The sequence below is a fragment of the Haloarcula taiwanensis genome, assembly GCA_002844335.1.
GTDB lineage: Archaea > Halobacteriota > Halobacteria > Halobacteriales > Haloarculaceae > Haloarcula > Haloarcula taiwanensis.
The window spans coordinates 528302-553124 of record CP019154.1; the positions used below are offsets into that span (position 1 = coordinate 528302).

Annotated in this window: 25 protein-coding genes; 8 read left to right on the forward strand and 17 right to left on the reverse strand. The window is 62.8% G+C overall.

Annotated elements, in window-relative coordinates; genetic code table 11:
- Positions 1-152 precede the first annotated feature (152 nt).
- Together BVU17_02770 and BVU17_02775 are read left to right on the forward strand one after the other, a co-directional pair.
- The gene (locus BVU17_02770) at positions 153-686 is read left to right on the forward strand and encodes an inorganic pyrophosphatase (protein AUG48819.1); all 534 of its coding nucleotides are present in this window, start codon (positions 153-155) and stop codon (positions 684-686) included.
- A gap of 343 nt (positions 687-1029) precedes the next feature.
- Positions 1030-2373, forward strand: coding sequence for a nucleotide pyrophosphatase (locus tag BVU17_02775; protein ID AUG46493.1), 1344 nt, complete (start codon positions 1030-1032; stop codon positions 2371-2373).
- Between the two features lie 40 nt (positions 2374-2413).
- Here the strand turns inward: BVU17_02775 and BVU17_02780 are convergent, their stop codons facing one another.
- Positions 2414-3487, reverse strand: a complete 1074-nt coding sequence (locus BVU17_02780) for a cell division protein (GenBank protein ID AUG46494.1) — start codon at positions 3485-3487, stop codon at positions 2414-2416.
- A 101-nt stretch (positions 3488-3588) separates the two neighbouring features.
- On the reverse strand, positions 3589-3864 hold the full coding sequence (locus tag BVU17_02785) for an ArsR family transcriptional regulator (protein ID AUG46495.1): 276 nt from the start codon (positions 3862-3864) through the stop codon (positions 3589-3591).
- 142 nt (positions 3865-4006) lie between these two features.
- On the opposite strand from BVU17_02785, the gene BVU17_02790 reads away from it, so the two are divergent.
- Positions 4007-4537 carry a polyketide cyclase gene (locus BVU17_02790; protein ID AUG48820.1) on the forward strand — a complete coding sequence of 177 codons (531 nt, stop codon included), beginning with the start codon at positions 4007-4009 and terminating at the stop codon, positions 4535-4537.
- 15 nt (positions 4538-4552) lie between these two features.
- Here the strand turns inward: BVU17_02790 and BVU17_02795 are convergent, their stop codons facing one another.
- Entirely contained in the window at positions 4553-5224 is a 672-nt protein-coding gene (locus BVU17_02795) for a halocyanin (protein ID AUG46496.1), read from the reverse strand.
- A gap of 118 nt (positions 5225-5342) precedes the next feature.
- Between BVU17_02795 and BVU17_02800 the strand changes: the two genes are divergently transcribed.
- Positions 5343-6092, forward strand: a complete 750-nt coding sequence (locus tag BVU17_02800; GenBank protein ID AUG46497.1) for a hypothetical protein — start codon at positions 5343-5345, stop codon at positions 6090-6092.
- Positions 6093-6310: 218 nt separating this feature from the next.
- Here the strand turns inward: BVU17_02800 and BVU17_02805 are convergent, their stop codons facing one another.
- Together BVU17_02805 and BVU17_02810 are read right to left on the reverse strand one after the other, a co-directional pair.
- On the reverse strand, positions 6311-6496 hold the full coding sequence (locus BVU17_02805) for a hypothetical protein (GenBank protein AUG46498.1): 186 nt from the start codon (positions 6494-6496) through the stop codon (positions 6311-6313).
- A gap of 149 nt (positions 6497-6645) precedes the next feature.
- Positions 6646-7395: a hypothetical protein gene (locus BVU17_02810; GenBank protein ID AUG48821.1), complete on the reverse strand. Its 750-nt coding sequence runs from the start codon at positions 7393-7395 to the stop codon at positions 6646-6648.
- Between the two features lie 78 nt (positions 7396-7473).
- On the opposite strand from BVU17_02810, the gene BVU17_02815 reads away from it, so the two are divergent.
- Complete coding sequence (locus BVU17_02815) at positions 7474-7779, forward strand: nucleotide pyrophosphohydrolase (GenBank protein ID AUG46499.1); 306 nt, start codon at positions 7474-7476, stop codon at positions 7777-7779.
- On the opposite strand, the gene BVU17_02820 is transcribed toward BVU17_02815, so the two are convergent.
- Positions 7780-8934 (reverse strand): molecular chaperone DnaJ, encoded by a 1155-nt coding sequence (locus tag BVU17_02820; GenBank protein ID AUG46500.1) that lies wholly within the window; start codon positions 8932-8934, stop codon positions 7780-7782.
- Positions 8935-9045: 111 nt separating this feature from the next.
- On the opposite strand from BVU17_02820, the gene BVU17_02825 reads away from it, so the two are divergent.
- Positions 9046-9564, forward strand: coding sequence for a hypothetical protein (locus tag BVU17_02825; protein AUG46501.1), 519 nt, complete (start codon positions 9046-9048; stop codon positions 9562-9564).
- Between the two features lie 83 nt (positions 9565-9647).
- Here the strand turns inward: BVU17_02825 and BVU17_02830 are convergent, their stop codons facing one another.
- From BVU17_02830 to BVU17_02870, 9 genes are all read right to left on the reverse strand, one after another.
- Positions 9648-9956, reverse strand: coding sequence for a hypothetical protein (locus BVU17_02830; GenBank protein AUG46502.1), 309 nt, complete (start codon positions 9954-9956; stop codon positions 9648-9650).
- A gap of 427 nt (positions 9957-10383) precedes the next feature.
- On the reverse strand, positions 10384-12276 hold the full coding sequence (locus BVU17_02835; protein AUG46503.1) for a molecular chaperone DnaK: 1893 nt from the start codon (positions 12274-12276) through the stop codon (positions 10384-10386).
- Positions 12277-12441: 165 nt separating this feature from the next.
- Entirely contained in the window at positions 12442-13122 is a 681-nt protein-coding gene (locus BVU17_02840; protein ID AUG46504.1) for a nucleotide exchange factor GrpE, read from the reverse strand.
- A 75-nt stretch (positions 13123-13197) separates the two neighbouring features.
- Positions 13198-13389 (reverse strand): hypothetical protein, encoded by a 192-nt coding sequence (locus BVU17_02845; protein ID AUG46505.1) that lies wholly within the window; start codon positions 13387-13389, stop codon positions 13198-13200.
- A 45-nt stretch (positions 13390-13434) separates the two neighbouring features.
- Positions 13435-14055, reverse strand: a complete 621-nt coding sequence (locus BVU17_02850; GenBank protein ID AUG46506.1) for a hypothetical protein — start codon at positions 14053-14055, stop codon at positions 13435-13437.
- Positions 14056-14143: 88 nt separating this feature from the next.
- Positions 14144-15034: a tRNA pseudouridine(55) synthase TruB gene (locus tag BVU17_02855; GenBank protein ID AUG46507.1), complete on the reverse strand. Its 891-nt coding sequence runs from the start codon at positions 15032-15034 to the stop codon at positions 14144-14146.
- 4 nt (positions 15035-15038) lie between these two features.
- Positions 15039-15617: a cytidylate kinase gene (locus BVU17_02860; GenBank protein AUG46508.1), complete on the reverse strand. Its 579-nt coding sequence runs from the start codon at positions 15615-15617 to the stop codon at positions 15039-15041.
- A gap of 45 nt (positions 15618-15662) precedes the next feature.
- Positions 15663-16553 (reverse strand): HTR-like protein, encoded by an 891-nt coding sequence (locus BVU17_02865; protein AUG46509.1) that lies wholly within the window; start codon positions 16551-16553, stop codon positions 15663-15665.
- 87 nt (positions 16554-16640) lie between these two features.
- Positions 16641-17291 (reverse strand): adenylate kinase, encoded by a 651-nt coding sequence (locus BVU17_02870; protein AUG46510.1) that lies wholly within the window; start codon positions 17289-17291, stop codon positions 16641-16643.
- A gap of 451 nt (positions 17292-17742) precedes the next feature.
- On the opposite strand from BVU17_02870, the gene BVU17_02875 reads away from it, so the two are divergent.
- Complete coding sequence (locus tag BVU17_02875) at positions 17743-20124, forward strand: hypothetical protein (GenBank protein AUG48822.1); 2382 nt, start codon at positions 17743-17745, stop codon at positions 20122-20124.
- A gap of 214 nt (positions 20125-20338) precedes the next feature.
- Here BVU17_02875 and BVU17_02880 read toward each other — a convergent pair whose 3' ends face one another.
- A complete protein-coding gene (locus BVU17_02880) occupies positions 20339-21388 on the reverse strand; it encodes a histidine kinase (protein ID AUG46511.1) in 1050 nt (349 codons plus the stop codon).
- A 203-nt stretch (positions 21389-21591) separates the two neighbouring features.
- Positions 21592-22467, reverse strand: coding sequence for a homoserine kinase (locus BVU17_02885; GenBank protein ID AUG46512.1), 876 nt, complete (start codon positions 22465-22467; stop codon positions 21592-21594).
- A 123-nt stretch (positions 22468-22590) separates the two neighbouring features.
- Between BVU17_02885 and BVU17_02890 the strand changes: the two genes are divergently transcribed.
- Positions 22591-24822, forward strand: a complete 2232-nt coding sequence (locus BVU17_02890) for a histidine kinase (GenBank protein AUG46513.1) — start codon at positions 22591-22593, stop codon at positions 24820-24822.
- Position 24823 lies beyond the last annotated feature (1 nt).

The window sequence follows — 24823 nt, forward strand, 5'->3', positions numbered from 1 at the left end:
ATTAATTTGCTTTCAGATTGTCGTTTACAGGCGGTAAGTGTAATCTAAGAATATATCTGTAGTTAGATATTATTGGGTTATATAGCGCATAATACCGAATAGCTATGGCTATTACGAAAGGATTTTTTGACGGCGTCGCGCAGTCGGCGATGATGACGAACCTCTGGGAAGACCTCGAAACTGGACCGAACCCACCTGAAGAAATCTACGCTGTTGTTGAGTGCCTGAAAGGCGAGCGTAACAAGTACGAATACGAGAAGGACATCCCCGGTGTCGTCCTCGACCGCGTTCTTCACTCGAACGTTCACTACCCGTCTGATTACGGCTTCATCCCGCAGTCGTACTACGACGACGAGGACCCGTTCGACGTGCTCGTGCTTGTCGAGGACCAGACGTTCCCCGGCTGTGTCATCGAGGCCCGCCCCGTTGCCATGATGAAGATGGACGACGACGGCGAGCAAGATGACAAGGTCATCGCAGTCCCGACCGAGGATCCGCGCTACGACCACATTGAGGACCTCGACGACATCCCACAGCAGACCCTCGACGAGATCGACGAATTCTTCGCGACCTACAAGAACCTCGAAGAAGGCAAAGAAGTTGAAACGCTGGGCTGGGAGGACAAAGAAGCCGCAAAGGACGCTATCGTCCACGCGCAGGAACTGTACGACGAAGAGTTCAACTGACGCTCCCGGGACTACCTTTCGCGGTTTCGCTCCACTGGCAGTGTATTTCCAGAGGTAATACCGACAGGCGCCTCCGATTATGTATGAGCATGGGTAATTTTTTGCCCGTGTGAACACTATGAATACGCGTATGGCTACTGACGACACCGACACGGCGCTGGACCACACGACTGTCGTTCCGCGAATCGAGCGACGGTCTACACCCGGAATCGCACATCTAACCGTGGTTCCGGAGAACGCGGACCGGTCGTCCTGACCAGGCTGCTGTGACGATGATTTTGCCGCTTTCGGTGACGCGGTCCCGAAAAGAAGTTTCTTGTTCCTGACCTGACTAACGGGTCGTATGGGATTATTCGACCGGTTGAAGGGCGACGACGCACCGCGTGTTGCCTTCTTCGGCATTGACGGCGTACCGTTCAGCCTCATCGACGAACACCCTGACGTGTTTCCGAACCTTACGGAGATGGCGTCGGACGGAAGCGCCGGCCCCATCGACAGCATCGTTCCGCCCGAGTCTAGCGCCTGCTGGCCAGCGTTGACGACCGGCGTCAACCCCGGACAGACCGGCGTGTACGGCTTCCAGGACCGGGAAGTTGGTTCATACGACACCTACGTCCCGATGGGGCGTGACGTGCAGGCGACGCGGCTCTGGGACCGCGTCACCGACGACGGCCGCAACGCGACGGTGCTCAACGTCCCTGTGACCTTCCCGCCACAGCGCAACGTCCAGCGGATGGTGTCAGGCTTCCTATCGCCCGGCGTCGACAAGGCCGCTTACCCGGACGAACTCCGGGACCACCTCCAGGAAAACGACTACCGCATCGATGTCAACGCCAAACTCGGCCACGACGACGACAAGAGCGACTTCGTCGAAGACGCGCACAAGACGCTCGAAAAGCGCTACGAGACGTTCAAACACTACGTCGAACAGGACGACTGGGACCTGTTTTTCGGCGTGTTCATGACCACGGACCGGGTCAACCACTTCCTGTTCAAAGACTACGAGCGCGACGGCGAGAACCAGGAGGCCTTCTTTGAGTTCTACAAACAGGTCGACGCCTACCTCGGCGACCTGCGCGACCGACTCCCCGACGACGTGACAATGGTCGTCGCCTCGGACCACGGGTTCACCTCGCTTGACTACGAGGTCCACTTCAACGAGTGGCTCCAGCAGGAGGGGTGGCTCGACTACGCGGACGACGACCACTCTGAACTCGGCGATATAAGCGAGGGCACGAAGGCCTACTCGCTCATCCCCGGCCGCTTCTACATCAACCTGGAGGACCGTGAACCGAACGGCGGCGTCCCGCGGGACATGTACGAGTCCGTCCGCGCCGACCTCAAACAGCGTCTCGAAGAACTCGAAGGCCCGGACGGCAAGAAGGTCGCTGACCGCGTGGTCACCAAAGAGGACGCCTTCCGCGGCGACCACGACGACATCGCGCCGGACCTTACCGTCGTTCCGAACCACGGCTTCGACCTGAAAGCCGGGTTCAAGGGCTCCGAGGACGTGTTTGGCGTCGGGCCGCGAAACGGCATGCACAGTTTCGACAACGCGACGTTGCTCGTCGATGACCCGGACGTCCGCATCGACGACGCCGACCTCTACGACATCGCGCCGACAATTCTCGACCTCCTCGACCACGACTTCGACCGCGCCCAGTTCGACGGTAGCAGCCTCGCCTGAGGCCCCTGCTGCGGTCGGGTGATTCTGAGGCCCGGAGCAGTCAGAACAGGCCGTCCAGCTCGTCGTTCGTGAACTCGTCCGGATCGGTCGTTGCGCCCTGTGAGTTCGCTGCTTCTTTAGCGCGGTCCATAAATTCGTTAACCCGTTCGGACCGTTCGACGCCCGAAAGAACGATGAGCGACGCGACTTTATCCGAACCGAGTGGGAAATCCCCGCCCCGGACCTCCATACTCCCGGTCTCGTCTTCCACCCAGCGGCGCGCTCGTTCGATACCCTTTCGCGAGAGGCGTTCGGGGTCACCCGCGACGACGAGGAGGGCCGAGTCGGCCTTGACCGCGTTGGGCAGGCTCATGCTCGTAAGGAGGGCATTCCGTGTCACGCTGGTGATAGTATTGACGTTCTCGCCGGCGTCCTCGCTGGCCTCTGCGCTGGCGTACCCGATAGAGGCGATGCCGCCGCCTCTGAGCGTGTTGATGATTTCCGAGGAGTCGACGACACTTTCGCCGACCCCCTCGACTGCCTCGCCGGAGGCGAACAGCAGGCCGACGCGCTGTGAGATAGCGTCGTTGACGCGTTCGAAGCCGGCGGCGACGCTGTCGCCGCTGCCCCGCCAGGCGTCGTTGTCGACGAGCAGGAGGGAGTCTGCCTCGCGGGCAGCGGTCTTGAGCGACCGACCGGCGTTGGCCTGGTAGAGGCCACCCTCGTCCCGGCCGGGGAGGATGCCGAGGACGTACACCGGCTTCTCGTAGATACGCTTGAGTTCGCGGGCGAGCATCGGTGCGCCACCTGAACCAGTGCCACCGCCGAGGCCGGCGACGACGACGATGGCCTCGGCCTCGGTCGTGATGCGGCCGTCGAGTTCGTCGAGCACTTCAGTGGCGTTCTCTTGCATAATCTGGGCGCCGAGTTCGTTGTCACCGCCGACGCCGTGACCTTTCACGCGGTCCTGTCCAATGAGGGCCGTGTCTATATCGAGGTTCTGGAGGTCTGCTCGTGCCGTATTAACGGCGAGGGCTCCCCGAACAGCATTGAACCCCATGTCGTAATCGAACTGGGCAAGCGACTGGGTCACTTTCCCACCAGCCTGCCCGACACCAATCAGGACGACTTTCATACCAGATGTCTTGTGAGGCTGACTAATCAACGTTGTCCTCACACTGTGAACGGGCGACAAGGCAGGGTAAAGCGGTTCTTGACCCAGAATACAGGGTGCGCTTACTCGACCTGAAGCGTGTAGATCCGTTTGCGAGCGTCGGCGAAGGAAAACCGGGACTCGATGACGCCGACATCTTCGAGACGGGAGAGGGCGTACCGAACCGTCCGTGGCGGCAGTAGCGTCTCCTCGGCGAGCTGGCTCTGCGTCAAGGTCTCGTTGTACTCCAAGACTTTTGCGACGAGTTTCGCGCTCGGCGGGAGATCGCGGACGGCTTCCCATCCGCCACTCTCATATTCGCTGTCGGTATCAGCAGATTGGATATCGGATGTACTCATGGTACTACCACTGTACCCAATACAGGATGATAATATTTTCTGTTCGATATTATGCTCTGTGGAAATGTTACGGCAAAAATCGCTGCCACGGACCCGGCTCTATGCCCGAAAGTTTACGGTCAGTACATCCGGTGTCACAGACGTGGACGAAGTCGAGGTCAGCACAGTCGTGTATGTCCCACCCGAAGAAGTCTACGAGTTTCTGCTGGACTTCCCGGGCTACGCACAATACTCGGAGTATCTCGACCGCGTGGTACAGGACGGCGACGGCTCGCCGGGGACGAACTACGACCTCGTGTTTTCGTGGTGGAAGCTCTCTTACACTGCGCGCTCGGAGGTAACTGACGTTTCGCCACCGACGCGCATCGACTGGCGGATCGTCAAAGACATCGACGCCGAAGGACACTGGGCAGTCGAACCGGGTCCGGACGGCGTCCCGGCGAACGTACAGTCGGCGTCACGGGTGCGGTTTCACGTCGCGTTCGACCCCGGGTCGGCCTCGAGCAGTGCCATCGACCTCCCCCGACTGGTTTCGATGGACTGGGTTATCGAGAAAGTCAAGCCGCTCATCCGCAAGGAAGCGACCAAAATCGTCGAACGTGTCGTGGAGGACCTCGAAGGACAGAAACGGGACGTCGATTTGGAGATTCACGCCGGCCCGGATTCGGTGTAACGCGGTGACGGAGCGTTACTCGGGCGTCTCGTAGTCGCCGCCGTACCGGATGAAAAAGTACGCGAGGCCGAGCGTCGCGACCATCACGAACGAGGTCGCGACACCGAGCGTTTTCGCGCTGTTTGGCACTTCCGGCGGGCCGGAGCTCCCACTACCACCACCGCCGCCACCGGAGGACTTCGTCGGGTAGTCGGTGCCGACGACGATAGCTCCTTTCATCCCAAGCCCTTCGTGTGGTACGCAGACGTAGGGATAGATGCCGTCCTCCTCGAAGGTGTGTTCGTAGTTGACGCCGGCGCTGGAGACAGCGCTCCCGGAGTCAAGCGGGCCCTCGCCGTCCGAGACGACGTTGTGGCCGCCGCCGTTGCCCGTCCACTCGAACTGGACGGTCGCGCCGTTGTCGACGTGGATCGCGGCCGGGCCGAAGCCGAAGGCGCCGCCGTTTGCCTGCACGCCGACTTCCACTGTCGCCGTGTCCTGTCCGGTCGCATCGACGACCGAGCCATCGTAGTTTCCAACCTGGTCGAGGAATCCGCCGAAATCCGGCGGCCCCCCGCCGCCACCGCCGTCGCCACCTTCGGTGCCTTCCTGTGCGGTCGCGGTGCCTGCTGCGGCCGACGCAGCCGTGGCCCCTGCCGCCGTCCGCAGGAAGCCCCGACGGGACACGTCCGCTCTACCGTCTGTCATACCTGACCGTTTGGGACTCCCCGTCCTGAATATGTCGGTTTCGAATCGGGGCAGAGCAATCACACACCAGTCACAGGTGCCGTGAAACATTTAACGCCGGTAGAACGAAACCACCGGTATGTCTACCGGAAGCCACGGGGTCGTCGGCGGGATTCGTATCGACCTCAATAGATTACACGAAACGTGGATGGAACTCGTGTATCCGCGTCAGCGAAACGCTAACGACACCGTCCTCGGCACGTGGACGCCAGACACCTCTATCGGGCTGGCTCTCTATCACCTCTGGTCTGCGCTCGGGGTCCCAGTCATCGCGCTGGTGTATCCGCTAGTACTGTGTGGCGTCGTCCTGCGCTACCAGACCCGTCGCATCGACGGCACGGCGACCCGTCTGGGCGTTGTTGGTGTGGTTCTCCTTTCGGTCCTCGCCTGGGGCGGTCTGGCGGCTCTCGCGCGACTCGAACCGGGGAGCATCAACCTCGTGTCAGGTGGGTTCACCGCCGTCGCTGTCGCCGGCGGCGTTGCGACACTGTCGGCTGCACTGGCTGTCACGTTCCGGCGGGTCGGTGGCCGCGGGACGACCGTCGCGCTGGCGTATCCGTTCGCTATGACCGCTATCTTCCTGCCGCCGGTCGTCGCCGCGCTGTACTCGACGACTGTCGCCTCGGTCGTCATTCCCGCAAGCGACTCGCTGTCCCGGTGGTTCCTCTATGAGGTGCTGGCCGCCGTCGGCGTCGCGGAGTTCTTCATCGAAAACTTCGACCGGGAAGGCATCGCCTACGTCATCATCTGGCTCGGCATCTCCATCCCACTGGGCTGGCTGCTCGGCCTACTGGTGACGCTCGCGGACTTCGTCCGCCCGACTGAGTGACGGCAAAGCCACCGTGTAGACGACCCCGTCTCCAGCGACAGCCCGGTGTTACGTCCGACGAAGTACTTTCCGAAAATAATGTGGTTTTGTCGTCTGACAGAGGGTATTCAGACAGGCCTATACACCAGCCAACACGCAGCCCTGCCGGTAACCGAGTGGCGTTGAAATCGGAGGAACTCAGGCCGTTGTTCTGTGACCACGCGGACTGAGAGCGGCTGTTACGGACTGGCGCGGAACTCGCCGTGTTTCATTCCGAAGAAGAACGCGATGACCGAGAAGACGATCATCGAGGGCAGCACCATCATGAACACTGTCGAGGAAGTCATTACCCTCGTGAGCGCGACCGCCGCGACGGCAACAATCACGACGAGTGGGGCAACCGCTGACACGAAGTCAAAATCCATACGCCCGCTTGTGGCCGGACAAATATATTCTTTAAGAAAGCAACAGCGGCCTCCAACTGACTGCCGGGCGGTTCCGTCTCTTGTCCACACCAACACGGCGAGTGCCGCGTACCCGCTGAGGATATCAATGACGAACGTCCGCCCGGTTGCTACGACGGCGTCGCGTCGCCCGGTCGAACAACGATCTCCTCAGGTACGTTCCGGTCAGCAACAGCGATATCGGCTTCCTCGTCGCCGCCGAACACAACTGTCGCACCGGCCCGCATCGGCGCGAGCAATCCGGCGACGACCGCGCCTGCAGTCGTCATCGGTGCCCGAAGCGCGACAGTCGTCTCTGCGTCGATGTCGTAGTCGGCGACGACACGGCCGCTCTCGGCCATGAGCTCGCCGTGCGTGTAGGTCCTGTCGGCCGCCAGCACCGCGTCGTCAGGCGCGACCTCTCCCGGTGGCTGAAGCGGGTTCTCGCTCCACAGTTCTCGCTCGAATTGGGCGATTGTCGGGTCATCGACCGGACCACCGTAGGCCAGTCCCTTGGTTCCTGGTCCCTGCGTGTAGCGGTCGAGCCACGCTGCCGGCGCGACGAGCGCTGTCGCGTCGACCGCATTCGGCGGGTCCATATCCACAATCGCCCCGTCGAGCGCCGCCGCGAGGAAGGCAAGTAGTGCGTCCGGGGCGTCTCGAAGGTAGCCCGGTCGGTCCCCGTCTGTCGGCTCTTTCGGACCCACGACGACGGCGACCCGCGTCCCGTGCCGGACGCCGTAATGCCGCAGCAGATTCCCGCCTTTCCAGGCGTTCGTGGCGAAATCGGAGTAGCTGTACGGCGTCGCCCGCTCCGGCGAACGAAAGAGGACGCCGTCGCGGTCGCGGGCCTGCGCGACAAGGTCACCGAGTACCTGCATACGTTGTCGTTCGGCTCCACCGATGAAAAACAGCGCGGCCACAAAGCGGATGTGGATAGGGTCCTCCACTGCCTGTAAATGAAACGACAGCAACAAATCGCTGACGTACTCAGCCGGAGCGACATCGACACGCCGCCCGCCTACCGACTGCTCGATGTCGTGACTGAACTCGGTGACATTGCGGCCGCAGTCAACGAGACGACCGGCTACGGCACTGATTCGGCGGCACTGTCGGTACGGGAAGCGGAACTCGGCGACGCTCTATTTGCACTGCTTGCGCTGTGCGTGCAACTCGACATCGACGCCGATGCCGCGCTCTCGTCGGCGCTTGCGAAATACGAGGGCCAATCCGGAGCAAACGGGACATCGGCGAGCGACGGCTGACTACAGCGAGTTCTTCAGCTTCTCGAAGAAACCTTCCTCGACGTCGACCTCCTCGCCACCGGCCTCCGCGAACTGTTCGAGGGCCTCCTTCTGCTCGGCGTTGAGGCTGTCGGGCGTGACGACTTGCACCTGCACGTAGAGGTCCCCCCGGCCGCGGCGGCGGAGGCGGGGCATTCCCTTGCCCTCTAGGCGGAACACCTCACCGCTCTGGGTACCGCTTGGCACGTCGACCTCGACATCGCCGTCCAGCGTCGGGACGGTGATGGTGTCGCCGAAGACGGCCTGCGGGAATGAGATGGCCTGCTGGTGTTGCAGGTCGTCGCCGTCGCGCTCGAAGTTCGGGTGGTCGCGGACGTTCACCTCGATGAGCAGGTCGCCGTTCGGGCCGCCGTTCTCGCCGGGCGCGCCCTCGCGCTCCATCCGGAGCGTCTGTCCGTCGGCGATACCGGACGGAATCTCGACCTCGAGCGTCGCGTCGTTCTGGACCACGCCATTACCCCGGCAGGTCGAACACGTCTCATCGTATAGCGTCCCCTCGCCCTCACACCGGCGGCAGGTCGTCGTCTGCTGAACCCGACCCATCGGTGTCTGCTGGACCTGCGTCGTCTGGCCCTGCCCGTTACACTCCGGACAGGTCTCCGAGTCGGCCCCCGGCGGATGACCGGTCCCGCCACAGTCGTCACAGGCTTCCGGCCGAGTGACGTTCAGTTGCTTCGTCGCGCCGTTGTAGGCCTCCTCAAGGTCGATTTCCAGCCGCGTCTGGAGGTCCTGTCCCTGTCGCCGTCGACTGCCACCGCGCCCGCCGCGGCCGCCGCCACCGAAGAACTGGTCGAAGATATCCTGCATATCGAAACCGCCAGCGCCGCCACCGAAGGGGTCTCCACCCATCCCGCCGCGGCCGCCGCCACCGCCAGCGCCGCCGCGCTTCTCGGCCTGCTCGAAGCGCTCGTGGCCCATCTGGTCGTACATCTGGCGCTTCTCCTCGTCGGTGAGGACCTCCTTGGCCTTCTTGGCCTGCTTGAATTTCTCCTCGGCGTCGGGGTCATCGCTCACGTCCGGGTGGTACTCCCGGGCTTTCTCTCGATAGGCCTCCTTGATCTCGTCTTCGGAGGCGTCCCGAGAGACACCCAGTATCTCGTAGAAATCCTGACTCATTCGTTGTACAAGGCTTAGACGATTGAGCTACTTCAAAAGAACGGGTTGCCGACTAGTAGTGTTCGACCCGTACCGGGGCGCTTATTTCCGTGCCGAGGGAGGATTCTGGCAATGAGTCCTGAGTCGTCGCGCGGTCACCGGGGTCTCGTCACGGTCGAGCGAGTCGCAGTCTGGGGGCTCGCGGCGCTGGCCGTCGTCGGGCTGGTCGCCCTCGTCGTCGGCCCCGGCGCTGATCTGCGGACGGCGTCCCCGTCGGTTACCATTGAGGGTGAGTTCGACGCTGAGGCGGGAGCGGTCACGCTCACCCACACCGGCGGGGACCGGCTTACCGACACCAGTACGCACGCGCTGGAGCTTGTCGTTACCGACGCCGACCAGAACCGCTCGATAACGTTGACGTGGGCCGGGCCGGACCAATTGCCCGTCGACTCTAGCGATACGGTCGTCGTTGACGACCCGCGCGTGGACTCGAACGGTGACGGTAACTACCTTGATGGCGACGTCTCGGTCGGCTTCTACCTCGACGCTGGCGACACCGTCGCGGTCCGCTGGACCGGCCGCCCGCTCGGCGCGCCGGCCGAACGGACAACGACGCTCGATACAGTAACGCTCGGGAACGAGACCGGCTGACTGCTTCCTCACAGGGAGGGTCGCCAGAGCGTTTTGGAGATGCGTTTTTGGGCTTCGACGGTGGTGTTCATTCTCCCGCGCAGTCACAGACGGACAGACTCAGTGCGGACATACACGTCCCCGGTTCCGGTCATGGTTACTGCGTACTTGCCCAACTGAAACGAGAGTGAGACGGTACTGTCCGGCCCTGACGACTGAACAAATAGTTGATCGAGTGCGTCCGGATCGAGCGTTTCGATGAGGGGCGACAGCTCTGTTGCCTCTCGGTCAGCCGCGATCGCGACCGTTTGTACGACTGCTACTGACGGCGAGACTGCGTTCCAGTCGAACTCCGCATGGAGGGTGTCCGGGTCGTCAGATGGCCGGTCGGGCTGGCTGTCGGACCCACTCATTACTAGAACTGTGTTGGTCAAACGTATTAATTCTACGCTTAATTTACAGGTCAGGTTACTTATATATGGGTCGAAAACTCAGTTTGCTTGACTAGAACATCGGCCCTCTCGTCGAGGCTGTGGCTGCTTCGATGCAACGCCGTACGGACCGTGATATCCTACACGCAACTGTGCTCCTGTCGCAACTGGACTGGCTCCACAGCACAGTAACTTCTGCGGGGGCGTTCCGGTCAGACGATTCTCGCTCGTCAGTTCAACCGACGTGCAGACAGACGACGAACGGTCACTGCCGCCACTAAACTCTGTTTCGGCCACTCACCGTACGACATCGAACCGGCGTGACCGTTCAGTCGGTCACGGTTCGGGGATGGCCTGCCAGTTGGTCGGCTTCCGGTCCGCTGTCCCGACCCAAGCGATGTGATCTGCCCTATTCGTCTTCGTCAACGTCTTCGAAGTCGGCGTCGACGTACTCCTCGCCCTGCTCGGCCGCGCCGCCCGGTCCGGCAGCCCCACCGGGACCGGCTCCGGCCGCGCCACCCGGACCAGCGCCCGCAGCGCCGCCGGCGGCCTGCTGGGCCTGCTCCTGGTACATCTGCTTCCCGATCTCCTGCAGTTCCTCGCTCAGGGTCTCGGTGACTTCCTCGTAGTCTTCTTTCGTGGCGTCCTCGTCGTCGAGGACTTCCTCGACGTCCTCGATTTTGGCCTCGATGTCGGCCCGGAGGTCGTCGTCTATCTCCTCCTCGTTTTCGTCGAGGAGTGTCTCGGCGCGGCGGACGGACGCCTCGGCCTCGTTGCGGGCTTCGATACGCTCGCGGCGCTGTTCGTCCTCCTCGGCGTGCTGTTCGGCCTCCTGTTGCATCTCTTCGATCTGCTCGTCGGAGAGGCCGGCACCGCCTTCGATGGTAATGTCCTCCTTGTTGCCCGAGCCCTTGTCCTCGGCTTCGACGTTGACGATACCGTTCTCGTCGATGTTGAACGACACTTCAATCTGGGGCGTGCCCGCAGGGGCCGGCGGGATGCCCGAGAGCGCGAACGCGCCGAGCAGTTCGTTCTCCTCGGCGATTTCACGCTCGCCCTGGAAGACGCGAATCTGGACCTGCGTCTGGTTGTCCTGGGCGGTGGTGAATATTTTGGACTCCTCGGTCGGGATAGTGGTGTTCTTCTCGATGAGGCGCTCGAACAGGCCGCCCTTGACCTCGACGCCCAGCGACAGCGGCGTCACGTCGAGCAGGACGATGTCGTCCACGTCGCCACTCAGGACGCCGGCCTGGATGGCCGCGCCCAGCGCGACGGCCTCGTCGGGGTTGACGTTCTTCTTGGGCTCCTGGCCGGTCATCTCCTCGACCTTGTCCTGGACCTGGGGCATCCGCGTCGACCCGCCGACGAGGATGACCTCGTCGATGTCGCTTTTCGTGTAGTCGGCGTCGGCCAGGGCCTGCTCCGTCGGGCCGACGGTGCGCTCGATGAGGTCCTCGGTGAGCGACTCGAACTTCGCGCGCGTGAGTTTCTGTTCGAGGTCCAGCGGGCCGTCGTCGGTGGTCGCGATAAAGGGGAGGTTGATGCGGGTCTCCTTGCGCGAGGAGAGCTCGATTTTGGCCTCCTCGGCGGCCTCGGTCAGCCGCTGGAGGGCCTGCCGGTCGTCGCGCAGGTCGATGCCGTGTTCGGCCTCGAACTCGTCGGCGAGGTAGTCGATGATGGCGTGGTCCCAGTCGTCGCCACCGAGGTCGTTGTCGCCGTTCGTGGCGACGACCTCGTAGACGCCCCCGCCCAGGTCGAGGATGGACACGTCGAAGGTCCCCCCGCCGAGGTCGTACACGAGGACGGTCTGGTCGGACTCGTCGTCCAGCCCGTAGGCCATCGCGGCCGCGGTCGGCTCGTTGACGATGCGTTCGACCTCGAAGCCGGCGATCTCGCCGGCGTCCTTGGTCGCTTGGCGCTGGCGGTCGTTGAAGTATGCCGGGACCGTAATGACGGCCTTCTCGATTTCGTCGCCGAGGTACTCCTCGGCGTCGTGTTTGATCTTCTGCAGAATCATCGCCGAGACCTGTTCCGGCGTGTACTCTTCTCCGTCCAGTTCGACCGTGTAGTCGTCGTCGCCCATGTGGCGCTTGATCGACTGGATCGTCTCGTCGGGGTTCTTTACCGCCTGGTTCTTCGCCGGTTTCCCAACGAGTCGCTCGCCGTCGTCGAACGCGACGACGGACGGTGTTGTCCGCTCGCCTTCGCCGTTGACAATGATTTCAGGGTCGCCACCTTCCATGACCGCGAACGCGCTGTTCGTGGTCCCAAGGTCGATACCCAGAATCTTGTTGCTCGCCATCTTACCCGCTCATAGCGGATTGGGCCGGTTAAAAGTTGCTAGATGTACTGATTGGAAAAACGGACAAAGGGACCTCCTCCGGGCGGTTTTATACTCGATAGTCTCCTCTGACCGGTGATTATTTAATGTACCGCTATACGACCGCTATACCGTTGATATCGCCCGCTATTCCTCGCCCTCGCTGACTGTGACCTGTGCCTCGCGCAACACTTTGTCGGCCATCTCGTAGCCCGGCCGGTGGACATCGGCGATTGCTCCGTCGGGCTGGTCGCTGTCGACGCGGGCAAGCACCTGATGCTGCGTCGGATCGACGTCTCCGCCGGGATCGGGGTCGATAACCTCGACGTTCTCGGCATCGAGCACGTCGTCAAGCTGGCGAAGCGTGGACTCGACCCCGCCCCTGATATCAGTGTCCTCGTCTTGTTCGAGCGCGCGCTCCAGATTGTCCCGAACGTCGAGCAGGCGCGTTACGAGGTCTTCGGTGGCACGCTTCTGTTCCTGCTCGCGGCGCTTGTCCATCCGCTTTTTGTAGTTCTGGAACTCCGCTTGCTTGCGTTTGAGCTTTTCCTCCAGCTCCTCGATGTCGTCGTCCTGCTGTTCGACCTGCGATTCGAGGCTGTCCACGCGCGACCGTAGCGCGGAGAGTTCGCGGGCGATGTCTTCAGGATCCGATTTGGCGACCCGGTCGACCAATTCGTCGTCGATATCGAACTCGCCCAGGTCAACCTCATCCGCGTTGCCGCCCTCGGGCACGTCCTCGAAATCCGCGTCGCCGTCCGCTTGCGCCTCGCTCGCGGTCGACTCCTCGGTCGCGGCCGCGTCGTCGGCTGCGTCCTGCTCAGTCATACCCGATAGAAGTCGTCACGTAAATAAAAGGATTCAGAAACGGTCTGGCGGTGACACTGTCCACCGACACTGGTATCACAGGAGGAAGCTGACGACCATCAGGACGAGGAAAACGACCACAAGTATTTTCGCGATTCGCATGCTGAGCCCCGCGATACCGCCCAGACCAGCCAGTCCGGCGACGACGGCGAGGACGAGAAACAGCAGGGCCAGTTCGAGGAACCCGCCGCCGGCTTGGAGCGGGGCCGTGGTCAGTAGGTGCGTCATGACCGTAGCCAACGCCTTCTCCCCGGTTTATTATACAGCCACTAATCAGGGGTCGACAGCGAACGCCCCGGGGTCGTACTGGAACCGCGTGCGGTAGGCCTCCCACTCGTCGAGTTCCTCGAGACGGTACTTGCCGAAGGTGGGGTTCCGGACCAGCTCCAGTTCCGCGAGCCGTTCCTGAACCGGGTCGAACAGAGTCCCCCAGTCGAGCTCTCGGAGCGATTCGTCCGGGTTTTCGTCGTTCTCGGTGAACGTCAGGCCGTTATCGGTTCGCTCGATGGTCCCGTACTGGTACCGACTCCAGACGGTGTACTCTCCGAACGGAACGGTCTCAGTCGGCGGCGGCGGGCGGCGGTACTGTGCCTGGAACCGCTGGTGTGTCTCACCGCCACCCCACAGCACCCCGCGGGTAAGGAGCTTTATTCGTCGGTTGGCGTCTACGCCGCTGTTGTAGACGACGCGTGCGTGCTCGTACTCACTGGACTGAAACTGTTCGGCGACGTCGTCGTCGTGGTGAACGTCGACCTCGTGCTGATACGGTAACGGCGTCCGGAGGGCGCGTTCGAGCACCGAGACCGTCTCAGCGCCCCGGCGCAGGTCGTCGTACGGTCCTGTTCCACGCCACTGCGCCGGGTCGGCCTCGTCGGGGTCGACCCATCGGTCCATGCTAATACTATGTTGGAGACGGTCTTAGTTTTTCCCGCGACGTGCGCATCCCGCTCAGCACGACCGCCGCCGGCACCAGCACGCCCGCTCATACCAGCACGCGGTCGATTTCGACAACAAGGCCATCAGCTGCGTCCGGGTCGCCAACGAGCGTTCCGAGACAGACTGCAACGCCACCGGGAGTAATGGTGACGACCTGCGACCCCATCTCAGCCGTCGCGTCACCTACTTCGGCCGGGCCGGCTTCGATGACGCCCGGCGCGTACACCGGCGCACCCTCGGCGACTTCGCGGGCGGCGCTGGGCGCAATTATGACCTGCGGCAGGTGGACCAGCGCGCGTTCTGCAGGCTGGATAATCTCGCGCACCTCCGACTCGTCCCCCTCCTCGGCGAACGCGAGCGCGTCCACGAGGTCGTGCATCGTCGACAGCGACGCGTCGTCGAAGGTCCCCGTCGCCGTCCGTCGGAGGTCACCCATGTGTGCGCCGGTTCCCGCTGCCAGTCCGATATCGTGGCACAGTTTCCGGATGTATGTCCCCGACTCACAGCGCACCCGGAGAAGCAGGCGGCGCTCCTCGCGTTCAAGCACGTCCAGCGAGTGAATTCGGCGAGAGCGCAACTGGCGCTTCACCGCGCTTTTCCGAGGTGGCTTCTGGTAGATGTCCGTCTCGAACTCGGCGACGATGTCCGTGATGTCTGCCGGGGCCTGGTCGTGGAGCTCCAGCACCGTCACGTACTCCTTGACCGCGTCGTCGAACACCTGCGCCATCCGGGCGGCGTCGCCGAGCAACACGGGGAGACAGCCGGTCACCTTCGGGTCGAGCGTCCCGCCGTGAGCGACCCGGTCCTGGCCAGTGGCGTCCCGAATCCAGGCCGCGACCTGGTGGGCCGAGGGTCCCGGGGGCTTATCGAGGTTGACGACACCGAAGGACCGAAGCGAATCCAGATCCCGTTCGTCGGGCGGGGCACGGAGCGTCATCGGCTCAGAACTCGTACCGGATGTTCTCGACCGGTGCCTTCCCTTCGTCGCCGTCGGGACTGTACGACTCGACGGCGTGCAGCGTCACGCTCAGGACGCCCTGCGGGTCCCAGCGGGCGGTGTTGACCGACAGGTCGTAGATAGAGAGGTCGTCGAAGTCGATGTCGTAGTAGTCGCTGTAGCGCTGGGCTTCGCTCTCGCCGCGCTCTTTCGTCTCGGTCTTGGCCTGCTCGAAGGGCTTGTTCTCGCGGGTCGCGATGCGGTCGGCGCGCACGTCCAGGGGCGCTGTCAGCCACAGTTTCATGTCGGCGTACTCGCCGGCCATCCAGCCGGCCAGACGGGATTCCAGCACGAGGTCGTCGCGCTCGGCGGCGATGTCCCTGAGTCGCCGGTCGAGGTCGCGGTCTATCTGGTCGTCCTCCTCGGCGGCCTTGTTCAGTTCCAGCGGCGTCATCCCGCGTTCCTCGGCCAGCGAGCGGAAGATGTCGCCGCCGCTGACGTGCTCGTAATTCAGTGCGTCGGCCAGACTCTTGGCAAGTGTACTCTTGCCGCTGCCGGCCGGCCCGGAGACGGTAATCAACATAGAGGTGTTCGGGTGGCCCCGATAGAAAGGGCTGTCTCTTCGCGCCTACCCGGTCGGCGTCGTCTCGACGTTGAGCGCCTTCCGGATGATCTGGGTGAACGAGAGCGAGCACAGGAAGTACCAGACAATCCACGCCTGTACCGGGCCGACGACGCCGTTGCGCCACGCCTCAACCTCCCCGAAGATGGGGAGCGTAATCACCGGGCTCGCCTCGACGCCGGCTCCGAAGACGATCCAGTAGAGCCAGAGGAACAACGGGATGTTGACCAGCATGATCCACACCATCGGGCGGAACTGCTGTTTGAACATCCCCATCTGGTCGGTCATCAGCTCCATCTGCTCCTCTTCGAGCCGGTCTAGCGCTTCCTGGTCGTCGCGTTCCTTTGCAGCTTTGCGGCGCTCTTTCAGGTCCTCCATCTTCTCCTGATGGTCGCCCATCCCCGACATGTCCATAAGGTTGTCCTGCAGAATCGTCGAGGTAGTCCCGGTAATAATCGCAAGCACCAGGATGACGACATAAAAGGGGAGCATATCGTTGAGCGGTCCGAGGACGATATCGATGACCCCGCCCGCGATAACGTCTCGAACAGACGTCATCGAGTAGCCGGCAAACAGGCCGAGCGTTCCGAGGCCGGCGAGCTTGTCCCACTTCGACCAGCCGCTGTCCTCGTCATCATCGCTCGGTGCCGCGTCGGACTCTTCGAGCGCCTCGCGGACGCCCTCGGGGTCGTCGATGACGAACCCCTCGCCATCGGCGTCGATGAGCAGGCCGGACTCGATGAGCCGTCCCCACTCACCGCTCGTGAGGTCGTCACTCACGTCACTCCAGGTGACGGTCCCGTTCTCTTCGGCCGCAGCGAGCACCGTCGAGAGCGCGTCAGTCATTGCCTCGCCGTCTTCGGCGAGTCGTTCTACCTTCGGCGCGGTACGTGCCATTGTGTGTGCTTGAGTTGCGACGGCATATCAACGTTTTACTCTGACTGTCTCGACGACATCGGCCTCGAACGGTAGTTCCGCCGGGTCTCAGGCCGTCTGTGCGTCGACAGCGTCCTGAATATCGCTCCAGACCTCGTCGGGCGTCTGCTCGCCATCGACAGCGACGAAGCCGTCGTGGTCCTCGTAGTGGTCGATGACCGGCGCGGTGTTGTCGTCGAACACGTCCAGTCGGTTGCGGACGGACTCCTCGTTGTCGTCGTCGCGCTGGATGAGGTCGCCACCACACTCGTCACAGACGCCCTCCTCCTCGGGTTGGTTGAACTCGACGTGGAAGTTCGCGCCACAGTCGTCACAGACGCGGCGGCCGGTGAGTCGGTCGACCAGTTCCTCGCGGGACACGTCTAGCGAGAGGATGACGTCGAGGTCGGTCATCCCCTCGAGTTCCTCGGCCTGGTCGAGGTTGCGTGGATAGCCGTCGAGCACGAAGCCGTCGGCCTGTGAGAGGGCTTCGTCGACAATAGCGTTGACTACCGCGTCCGGTACGAGGTCGCCCGCTTCCATGTACTCGCGGGGCGTGTCGTACTCGGTATCCATGTCGCTGATGTCCATGTCTTTGTTCGCCCGGAGCGCGTCACCGGTCGTGATGTGCTCGACGCCGTACTCCTCGGCGAGGTTGGCGCTCTGCGTTCCTTTGCCGGCTCCCGGCGGCCCGAGAATCAGGATTCGCGGATTCGACATGGTCTGGGTTTCCGAGGGGTCCGTTAAATGGTTGTCCAAATGCGTCTGTCGGAGCGAGACGCGTCAGGCGATGTCTAGAAGGGTGCGGGTACGCTCCCATCGCTGTCCGCGGTATAATGTGGTCCGTCCGGAAACCGGAGTGGTTTTATGAATTAGGTCCACCTAAAAATATGCTGCGCCGGTGAGATGGCCAGATTGACCGATACAGCGCGGTTCGATAAGCATCATGTTTTTTGGCTAGCCTAAAATTCGAAATCTATTTGTACTGTTTTAGGCATGCCTAAATCGCATGGTGGACAATGCCGATGATTCGACTAGTCCGACTCGACGTGACTCCCCGAACAGCGTGCGAAGCGCGCGGTGGAGACCGTCGGCGCGGACAGAGAGCACGACAAGAGTATCGCGAACAGCACCGACCGACAAACTCCGGAGCCTGTTTCTGACGGCGTTGGTGGTGGCGTCGGTACTCGTCGGTACCGTCGCCGCCTCCGGGACAGCGGCCGCCGCTGGTAACGTCAGCGTCGAGCAGGCTGTAGAGTACTCGGCAGCTAGCGGGGGCAGTACGATCGAACTGGCGCTGAACGAGTCCGTCACCAACGGACTCGACGGGACCGACGAACTCGCGCTTTACCTCGACGGCGACGAGGTTTCCGGCACGCTTGTCGACCGTATCGACGCGGACGGAACCGACGGCCGCGTCGAGATTGATCTCACACAGGACGTGGCGCCGAACCGGAATCTGTCGGTGAAGCTCACTGACTTCGGGAGCGGGTCCGTCACCGCGACGGACATCAGCGTGACCTCGAAGACGATCACACCGGCCTCTGACGGCGGCTCCGACGCGAACGTCTATCACGGCGAGGTCATTGCTGTCGAGGACAGGGACGCCAATGCCGACACAAACCTAGTCGTCGAGGCCGGCGGCGGGAGCGGCGTCCTCGACGGGAGCTACGCGGACAACAGCCAGGTCTACGTCTTCGACACGGACGACGTCGACGCGGGGGAGCGCTACGACGTCACGTCCGGTTCCGACGCGGCCGGGTTCCGTATCAGTGACCTCGAACTCGCCGTCGAGGTGAGCGACACCAACGTCACCGACGAGGACAGCATCACCGCCGACGTGACTGCCATCCGCGGGGGCACCACGGCGACCGGGACGCTGACCGACGGCGATGGTGATGAGGTCGCGACCGCGGTCGAGACTCTCGATGGCACGGAGGCCGTCGAGTTTGACTTCGGCAGCCAGTCGGCCGGCAACGGACCGTACACGGTCAGCGTCACGGATAACCAGAGCGGTCTCGCGGTCACCTCGACGGACATCACCGTCTCCGAATCACAGGAGGGAGAGGTGCGCTTCGAGGACAGCGTTGTCTCCGACGAGCGCGGCGATGTGGTTAGCGTCACGTACCAGTTAGAGAACACGGACGACGGCTACATCGTCATCGGCGACGAGGGCGAGGACAACTACGCCGTCTCCGGGCAGATCACCGACGATGACGGCGACGGCGAAGTCACCGTCCTGTTCAACAGCTACCTCGCCGGCGTTCCGAACAGCGGAAACGCGAGCATTGCGGCGAGCGACGTCCTCAGCGTCTCTGGCGACGACGAGATCAGCGGCGTCAGCGAGAGCGGGTCGTTCGCGCGAGCTGACCTCACGGCCGAGGCGCTTGACGCGGCCAGCTACACGATGAACGCGACCGCCGGCACAAGTCAGATTGACGACCCCGACGCTGTCGGGACGCTCCGGTTGGAAGCGCGTTCGACCGAACACGTCCAGAGCTGGGTCGCCCCGAAAGACGCCGACCTCACGGACGAGGACGTCGGCATCTACGACCGCGTCGGCACAACTCTCACGCAGTCGACCGCAGTCGCAGACGGTGACATTGTCGTCCACCGAGTCACCGCCTCCGGTATCGAGGGCGCGATCGACTACCGGACGGACGTCGGGGGCGCGAGCAACACCACGGCCGCGTTCCTCCAGGCCACCGGGGACGGGGACGCGTTCAACATCTGGGTCAACCGGACGAACGTCGGCGCGAACGCCGACGAGGACCCGCTACACCTCAACAACAGTAACGTGGTCGTGGTCGATGACCCCGACAACGACACGTACTTCATCGCTGTCGAACTGTCGAACGTGAACTATCAGAGCGGAGCACCGGTCCGTGGAGACGGCGACGACGAGATCACGACCACCTTCTCGGTCTCGGGCGCCACCGGCCTGAGCGACGATGACGATGAGGGGACAGCCAACTACACGATTACGGAGCGCGACGCTGGCTTCGACACGACCGACGGACGCGTGACCGTCGAGGCCGCCGTGAACCAGTCCGTCTCGGGTACGACGACGATTGCGCCCGGTTCGGACGTCGAGGTCAGCCTCGCTTCCGAAAGTCAGGCGAACCCGTTTATCCATCGTCCTGGTGCGACTGTCACGTCGAACGGGACATTCACCGCTACAAGTGACATGAGCAAGTACGCCGCCGGCGTGAACTTCACCGCGGACGTTCTCGACGTGGATGGTGACAGCTTTGCCGCCGACAAAGACGGGCGCATCGTCTCGGCGGCCACGGCGAACGGCTCCGTCGAGTCTGCGAGCGCGAACGTCAACACCACCGGGGAGCCGACCGAGCAGCCGCCAGAGGAACCGAGCACGACGGTAGATGACGTCGAAGCGACCGCAACATCAATCGCGGACCAGACCACGGTTGCACGCACCGATACGGTGACAGAAGTCGCCACTACACCCGCGTCCGGCCCGGGCTTTACTGTAGCCGTCGCTCTCATCGCGCTCGTCGCCGCGGCGCTCCTCGCCGTCCGACGAAACGCCTGATCGAGACGGAGCGGCAGCGGTTAGAAGCCCCTGCGCCGCGGCCGAGACGTAAGTAGACGCGGGCGTCGACTCCCGGGCAAAGGCGTCCAGCATCGTACTCGCAACCTTTCGGCGGTGTTCGAAATGAGCACGTCAGGGGAAGCTGACTCCCAGTCGTGGTCTCTCGGGTCGAGTCCGTCGCGGGCTATGCCCCGTCGCCGACCGAGGGGCGCGGCTACCGCTTATCGTCCGGCGGCTCCCGCGCAGGCAAATAGAAGAAGACGGCGTTCCCGTCGCCGTCCCGCTCGAATCGGAGTTCACCGCCGAGAGACTCGATACACCACTTCATCACGAAGAGGCCGACGCCGGTCCCGTGTGCCGTCTCCGTGGCCTGTGTCGGATCAAAGAGCGCGCTGACCTCCGTGTCGGGAATCGGCGGGTTCGAATCGCGAATGCATATCTCCACCCGCCCGGTGTTCGGTGACGGGCCGATGTGTACCTCGACTGTCGGGGTGACAGCCTCGCTGTGGATGATTGCGTTCTCGACGGCGTGGGTGAGCGCGTACGTGAATGCGTCAGTGCTGTCAATCCACATCTCCGCCTGGTCGGTGACGGTAATCTCCGCAGCAGGGTAGTCGGTTACAATTGTGTTTACGATACCACAGACCCTGCGCGTTACGTGACAGCGAGTGTAGTCCGTGCCGGGGCGCGTGACCGCCCGTTCGATCTGTTTGACGGATTCGACGATATTGGTGAGGTTTTCGACCCGGGACCGAATCGTCTTGCTGGCGTCCCGCACGGACTCAGTCCCGGCCGCGGCTGTGATACGGGCCGTGTTACCGGCGATGACTGTCGCTTCGTTCCGCAGGTTGTGTCGCAGTATCCGCCAGAGGAGTTCCTCGCGGTGGTGTGTCTCGAAGTAGTCCGTGATATCACGTATCTCTGCACAGACGTACGTCTCCTCGGACGCGACTCGCTTCGAGAGGTGTATCCGAGCCCAGATGAGCTCGCCGTCCGCCCGCTTGATCCGCCACGTGAACTGGCGTGACTCGCCCGCGGCGCTGTCCTCCAGCCGGGACCTGAAATCGGCGACGGAGTGGACGAACGTGTTTGCGGTGTACTCCCCGATTGACCGCTCGCGCAACTCCGAAACCGAGTATCCGAATATTTCTGCCACTCGTTCGTTCCCGTCTAGGATAGCACCACTATCGGGGTCGTACAGTGCGATACCGATGTTGAGCGCGTCGTACGCTGCTGGAAGCGCGTGCCCCGTCTGAGATGCCATTGATAGTTCAGGTGGCGGAGCGAGACGCCTTGGCGTTACTAATAGCAGTACATAGCAGTATACCGCAGTACTGACATCTCGTCACCCGTCGGAGTACCTCTCTGTCGCGCTAATGAGACGATTTTCGGTATCCTCGACAACTGCCTTCGAAACGGAGCGATCTGCTCCTCGCAGAGCCCACTGATGCGGGCCTGCGGACAGTCTCAGAACACTTCTGCACCGCGGCCGATTCGGGTCTGATACACGCGGGCGTCGACGCCGCGCTCGCCGAAGGCGTCGAGCATCGTGCTCGCAATCCGGCGGCGGTCTTCCTCGGCACACGCGGCGATGACAGTCGGCCCGGCCCCGGAGATGGTGACGCCGGTCGCACCGGCCGCCAGGGCGGCCTCGCGGACCTGTTCGTAGCCGTCGATGAGCTTCGCGCGGGCCGGCGTCACCACGGTGTCGTGCATCCCCTGCCCGACGAGTTCGGGGTCGTCGCGGTGCATCCCCGTCGTCAGCGCTGCAGCGTTTCCGACTGTTTCCACCATCTGCTCGACCCTGGCGCTCTCGGGGACGACGTTGCGCGCGTCCCGCGTGGACACAACGATATCAGGGAGACACGCCACGAGCGGGATGTCGGCGTCGACCTGCGTGACGCCCTTCTCGGTCGCGATGGTGAACCCGCCCATGATGGAGGGGGCCACGTTGTCGTCGTGGGCGTCCCCGGAGACGACGGCCTCGCCCTTGGCGGCGATGGGGACCAGTTCCTCGCGGGAGTACCCGCGGTCGTACAGTTCGTTCAGCCCGACGGCCGCTGCGGCGGCGCTGGCCGCCGAGGAGCCCAGCCCAGAGGCGGGGCGGACGCCCTTGTCTATCTGAATGCGTGCCGGCGCATCGAGCGCCTCGGCGACCGCACCGACGGTGTTCTTCTCGGGGTCTTCAGGGATGTACTGGCTGCCAGCGCCAGTCATTTCGATGGTGACCCGGTCGGCCTTCTCCAGACGGACGACGTCGGCCGGACGCTCCAGTGCGACACCGAACACGTCGAAGCCGCTCCCGAGGTTCGCACTGGTAGCCGGCGCCCGGACTGTCAGCATGCCTGCGAATTTCAGCAGTGTAGGCAAAAAGGTAGCGAACCGACACTGTGGCCGCGTCGCAGTACTGAGAACGCGGCCCAAAGGCATAATACAGGGAAACCTGACGTTGGAATAGGTATCGATATGGATGTCGACATCGCTACAGTCGCCATCCTCGGGAACGCGGGTGGGGCGCTCATCGGCTTCGCAATCGCTGTCGTCGCCGCCCGGAACCAGGATGTCCCCGGCGCTCGCCAGTACGGCTGGCTCGCGGCCGCTGGGGGTTGCTGGTGTACGATCTCGATATGGCAGATAGTCGTTTCGGACCCTGCCGCTGTCAAGACAGTGTATCTGCTGTCGCGAACCGCCGCTATGCAGGTCATCGGGCTCTGGATCGTCTTCGCGCTCGTCTACACTGGCCGCCAGTCGTGGCTTCGGCCATCGTCGCTCGGACCGCTGTTTCTCGTGGTAAACGCGGACGTGCTACTACTGCTGACGGACCAGGCACACGACCTCGTCGAGGTGACAGCCGTCCCTGTCACTCAGCTCGGGACGACGCTGGTCGCCATCCAGCGCGGTCCCACGTTCGCGGTACTTCTCGCCGTCAGTTACGGGCTGTTACTGCTCGGATACGCACTCCTGATTGAGTTCTTGTTCCGGTCGCAGAACGTCTATCGGCGACAGACAGCGGCCATCATTATCGGAACCGGCCTTCCGATATTCGTCGCTGTGCTGTATGATTTCGGCTACACACCGCATCCGGCTATCGACCTTACACCGGTGGCGTTCTCGCTCAACGCGGTGCTCGTCGGGTGGGTACTATTCAAAGACGAATCGCTGTCTGTGACGACGCTGTCGGGAGATACGCTCGTTGACAACCTTCCCGACCCGGTCATCGCTCTCACCGACGACTGTGTAATTATCGATTACAACGCCGCAGCGGCCAGCGCGCTGGATCATCCGGACCCCGACGGAGAATCACTTGATGATCTTGCTCCAGGAATCGTCGAGCACATCGAGCGTGGCGAGGTGTTCTCGTTCGGTGATTCGTTCACGTACTACAACCCACAGACGACGAGCCTCACTGATCAGTCCGGGACAGAACGCGGCCGGCTCGTCGTTCTCAGAGACGTAACGGGCCAGCAGCGCCGACAGGACCGACTCGAAGCGCTACAAGCCGCAACACAGCAGTTCATCGAAGCAGAGACCGCCGAGGGAGTCGCTGAGATGGCTGTCGAGTTCGCGACGGCCGTCCTCGATAAGAACGCAGCAGGCGTGTTCATCGAAAACGATCGCGTTCTCGAACCGGCCGTCATCAGCGAGTCGATCGAACAGAACGTCGCGGAAGAGCTGCTGTACGGTTCGCCGACGGACGAGCCTGAAAGCAAACTCTGGAAGACGTACGAGACAGGTGAGATACAGGCTGTCTCACTGGACCAGGATGGACTCGACCCGCTCGACAACGCCCTCATGCTGCCGCTCGGTTCCCACGGCGTGATGGCGATCACGTCACACGACAGCACCCTTGCCACGGAAGACAGGCGGTACGCTGCGATTCTCGCACAGACGACGCAGGTGGCCCTCGATCAAGTCGAACGCGAGCGCGAGCTCCGCCAGAGCCGCAGTTCTGTCCAGCGCCGCCGCGAGCAGATCGAGTTCTTCAATGGCGTCCTCAGACACTCGCTGCACAACGCGATGGTCGTCATCCGTGGCCGCGCGGAACACATCAGAGAAACCGTACCGCGGTCGAAACAGCGACATCTCGACAGCATCAGCGACTGGTGTGGGAAGCTCACTGAAATGAGCGAGACGATACGGGATATCAACAACACGGTGACAGCGAGCGAAGCCGAGCGGCTGGACGCCGTCGACCTCAACGCCACGCTCCGTCGCTCAATTGAGTCGCTCCGGGACGAGTACGATTCGGTAGCTGTCTCCTGTGAACTCGATGAGGACTACAGTGTGCAGGCGAACGAACTGCTCGAAGAGGTCCTCTTGAGTATCCTCCGGAACGCAGTCGAGCACAACGACGCCGACAGCCCGAAGGTGACTGTGTCGGTCCAGCAGGCCAGTGACTGGCTGCAGGTCCGCATCGCTGACAACGGCCCCGGTATGAGTGACGAACTGAAGACGACGGTGTTCGAACGCGGGCTCTCGCCCGATCAGACCGCTGGCGGGTTCGGGCTCTACTTCGTCTCGGTCATGATGGACCTGTACGGCGGGACGCTCTGGTTCGAGGACAATCATCCGACTGGGACCGTCGCGATCCTCGAATTCCAGCAGGCGGTGACAGGCGGTGCGGTCGATGATGACCAGCCTGTCGACACCAAGACGGCGGCGACCGAAGCGCAAACTAAATCCCACAACCGCGGATAGG

What these genes read in the sequence shown, in the direction of transcription:
- BVU17_02880 (AUG46511.1), bottom strand. Translation starts at nt 21,388, where the DNA reads ATGGCATCTCAGACGGGGCACGCGCTTCCAGCAGCGTACGACGCGCTC.
- BVU17_02885 (AUG46512.1), bottom strand. Translation starts at nt 22,467, where the DNA reads ATGCTGACAGTCCGGGCGCCGGCTACCAGTGCGAACCTCGGGAGCGGC.
- BVU17_02770 (AUG48819.1), top strand. Translation starts at nt 153, where the DNA reads ATGACGAACCTCTGGGAAGACCTCGAAACTGGACCGAACCCACCTGAA.
- BVU17_02830 (AUG46502.1), bottom strand. Translation starts at nt 9,956, where the DNA reads ATGAGTGGGTCCGACAGCCAGCCCGACCGGCCATCTGACGACCCGGAC.
- BVU17_02865 (AUG46509.1), bottom strand. Translation starts at nt 16,553, where the DNA reads ATGGCACGTACCGCGCCGAAGGTAGAACGACTCGCCGAAGACGGCGAG.
- BVU17_02785 (AUG46495.1), bottom strand. Translation starts at nt 3,864, where the DNA reads ATGAGTACATCCGATATCCAATCTGCTGATACCGACAGCGAATATGAG.
- BVU17_02870 (AUG46510.1), bottom strand. Translation starts at nt 17,291, where the DNA reads ATGTCGAATCCGCGAATCCTGATTCTCGGGCCGCCGGGAGCCGGCAAA.
- BVU17_02795 (AUG46496.1), bottom strand. Translation starts at nt 5,224, where the DNA reads ATGACAGACGGTAGAGCGGACGTGTCCCGTCGGGGCTTCCTGCGGACG.
- BVU17_02780 (AUG46494.1), bottom strand. Translation starts at nt 3,487, where the DNA reads ATGAAAGTCGTCCTGATTGGTGTCGGGCAGGCTGGTGGGAAAGTGACC.
- BVU17_02800 (AUG46497.1), top strand. Translation starts at nt 5,343, where the DNA reads ATGTCTACCGGAAGCCACGGGGTCGTCGGCGGGATTCGTATCGACCTC.
- BVU17_02775 (AUG46493.1), top strand. Translation starts at nt 1,030, where the DNA reads ATGGGATTATTCGACCGGTTGAAGGGCGACGACGCACCGCGTGTTGCC.
- BVU17_02815 (AUG46499.1), top strand. Translation starts at nt 7,474, where the DNA reads ATGAAACGACAGCAACAAATCGCTGACGTACTCAGCCGGAGCGACATC.
- BVU17_02855 (AUG46507.1), bottom strand. Translation starts at nt 15,034, where the DNA reads ATGACGCTCCGTGCCCCGCCCGACGAACGGGATCTGGATTCGCTTCGG.
- BVU17_02845 (AUG46505.1), bottom strand. Translation starts at nt 13,389, where the DNA reads ATGACGCACCTACTGACCACGGCCCCGCTCCAAGCCGGCGGCGGGTTC.
- BVU17_02860 (AUG46508.1), bottom strand. Translation starts at nt 15,617, where the DNA reads ATGTTGATTACCGTCTCCGGGCCGGCCGGCAGCGGCAAGAGTACACTT.
- BVU17_02825 (AUG46501.1), top strand. Translation starts at nt 9,046, where the DNA reads ATGAGTCCTGAGTCGTCGCGCGGTCACCGGGGTCTCGTCACGGTCGAG.
- BVU17_02890 (AUG46513.1), top strand. Translation starts at nt 22,591, where the DNA reads ATGGATGTCGACATCGCTACAGTCGCCATCCTCGGGAACGCGGGTGGG.
- BVU17_02805 (AUG46498.1), bottom strand. Translation starts at nt 6,496, where the DNA reads ATGGATTTTGACTTCGTGTCAGCGGTTGCCCCACTCGTCGTGATTGTT.
- BVU17_02810 (AUG48821.1), bottom strand. Translation starts at nt 7,395, where the DNA reads ATGCAGGTACTCGGTGACCTTGTCGCGCAGGCCCGCGACCGCGACGGC.
- BVU17_02850 (AUG46506.1), bottom strand. Translation starts at nt 14,055, where the DNA reads ATGGACCGATGGGTCGACCCCGACGAGGCCGACCCGGCGCAGTGGCGT.
- BVU17_02820 (AUG46500.1), bottom strand. Translation starts at nt 8,934, where the DNA reads ATGAGTCAGGATTTCTACGAGATACTGGGTGTCTCTCGGGACGCCTCC.
- BVU17_02840 (AUG46504.1), bottom strand. Translation starts at nt 13,122, where the DNA reads ATGACTGAGCAGGACGCAGCCGACGACGCGGCCGCGACCGAGGAGTCG.
- BVU17_02835 (AUG46503.1), bottom strand. Translation starts at nt 12,276, where the DNA reads ATGGCGAGCAACAAGATTCTGGGTATCGACCTTGGGACCACGAACAGC.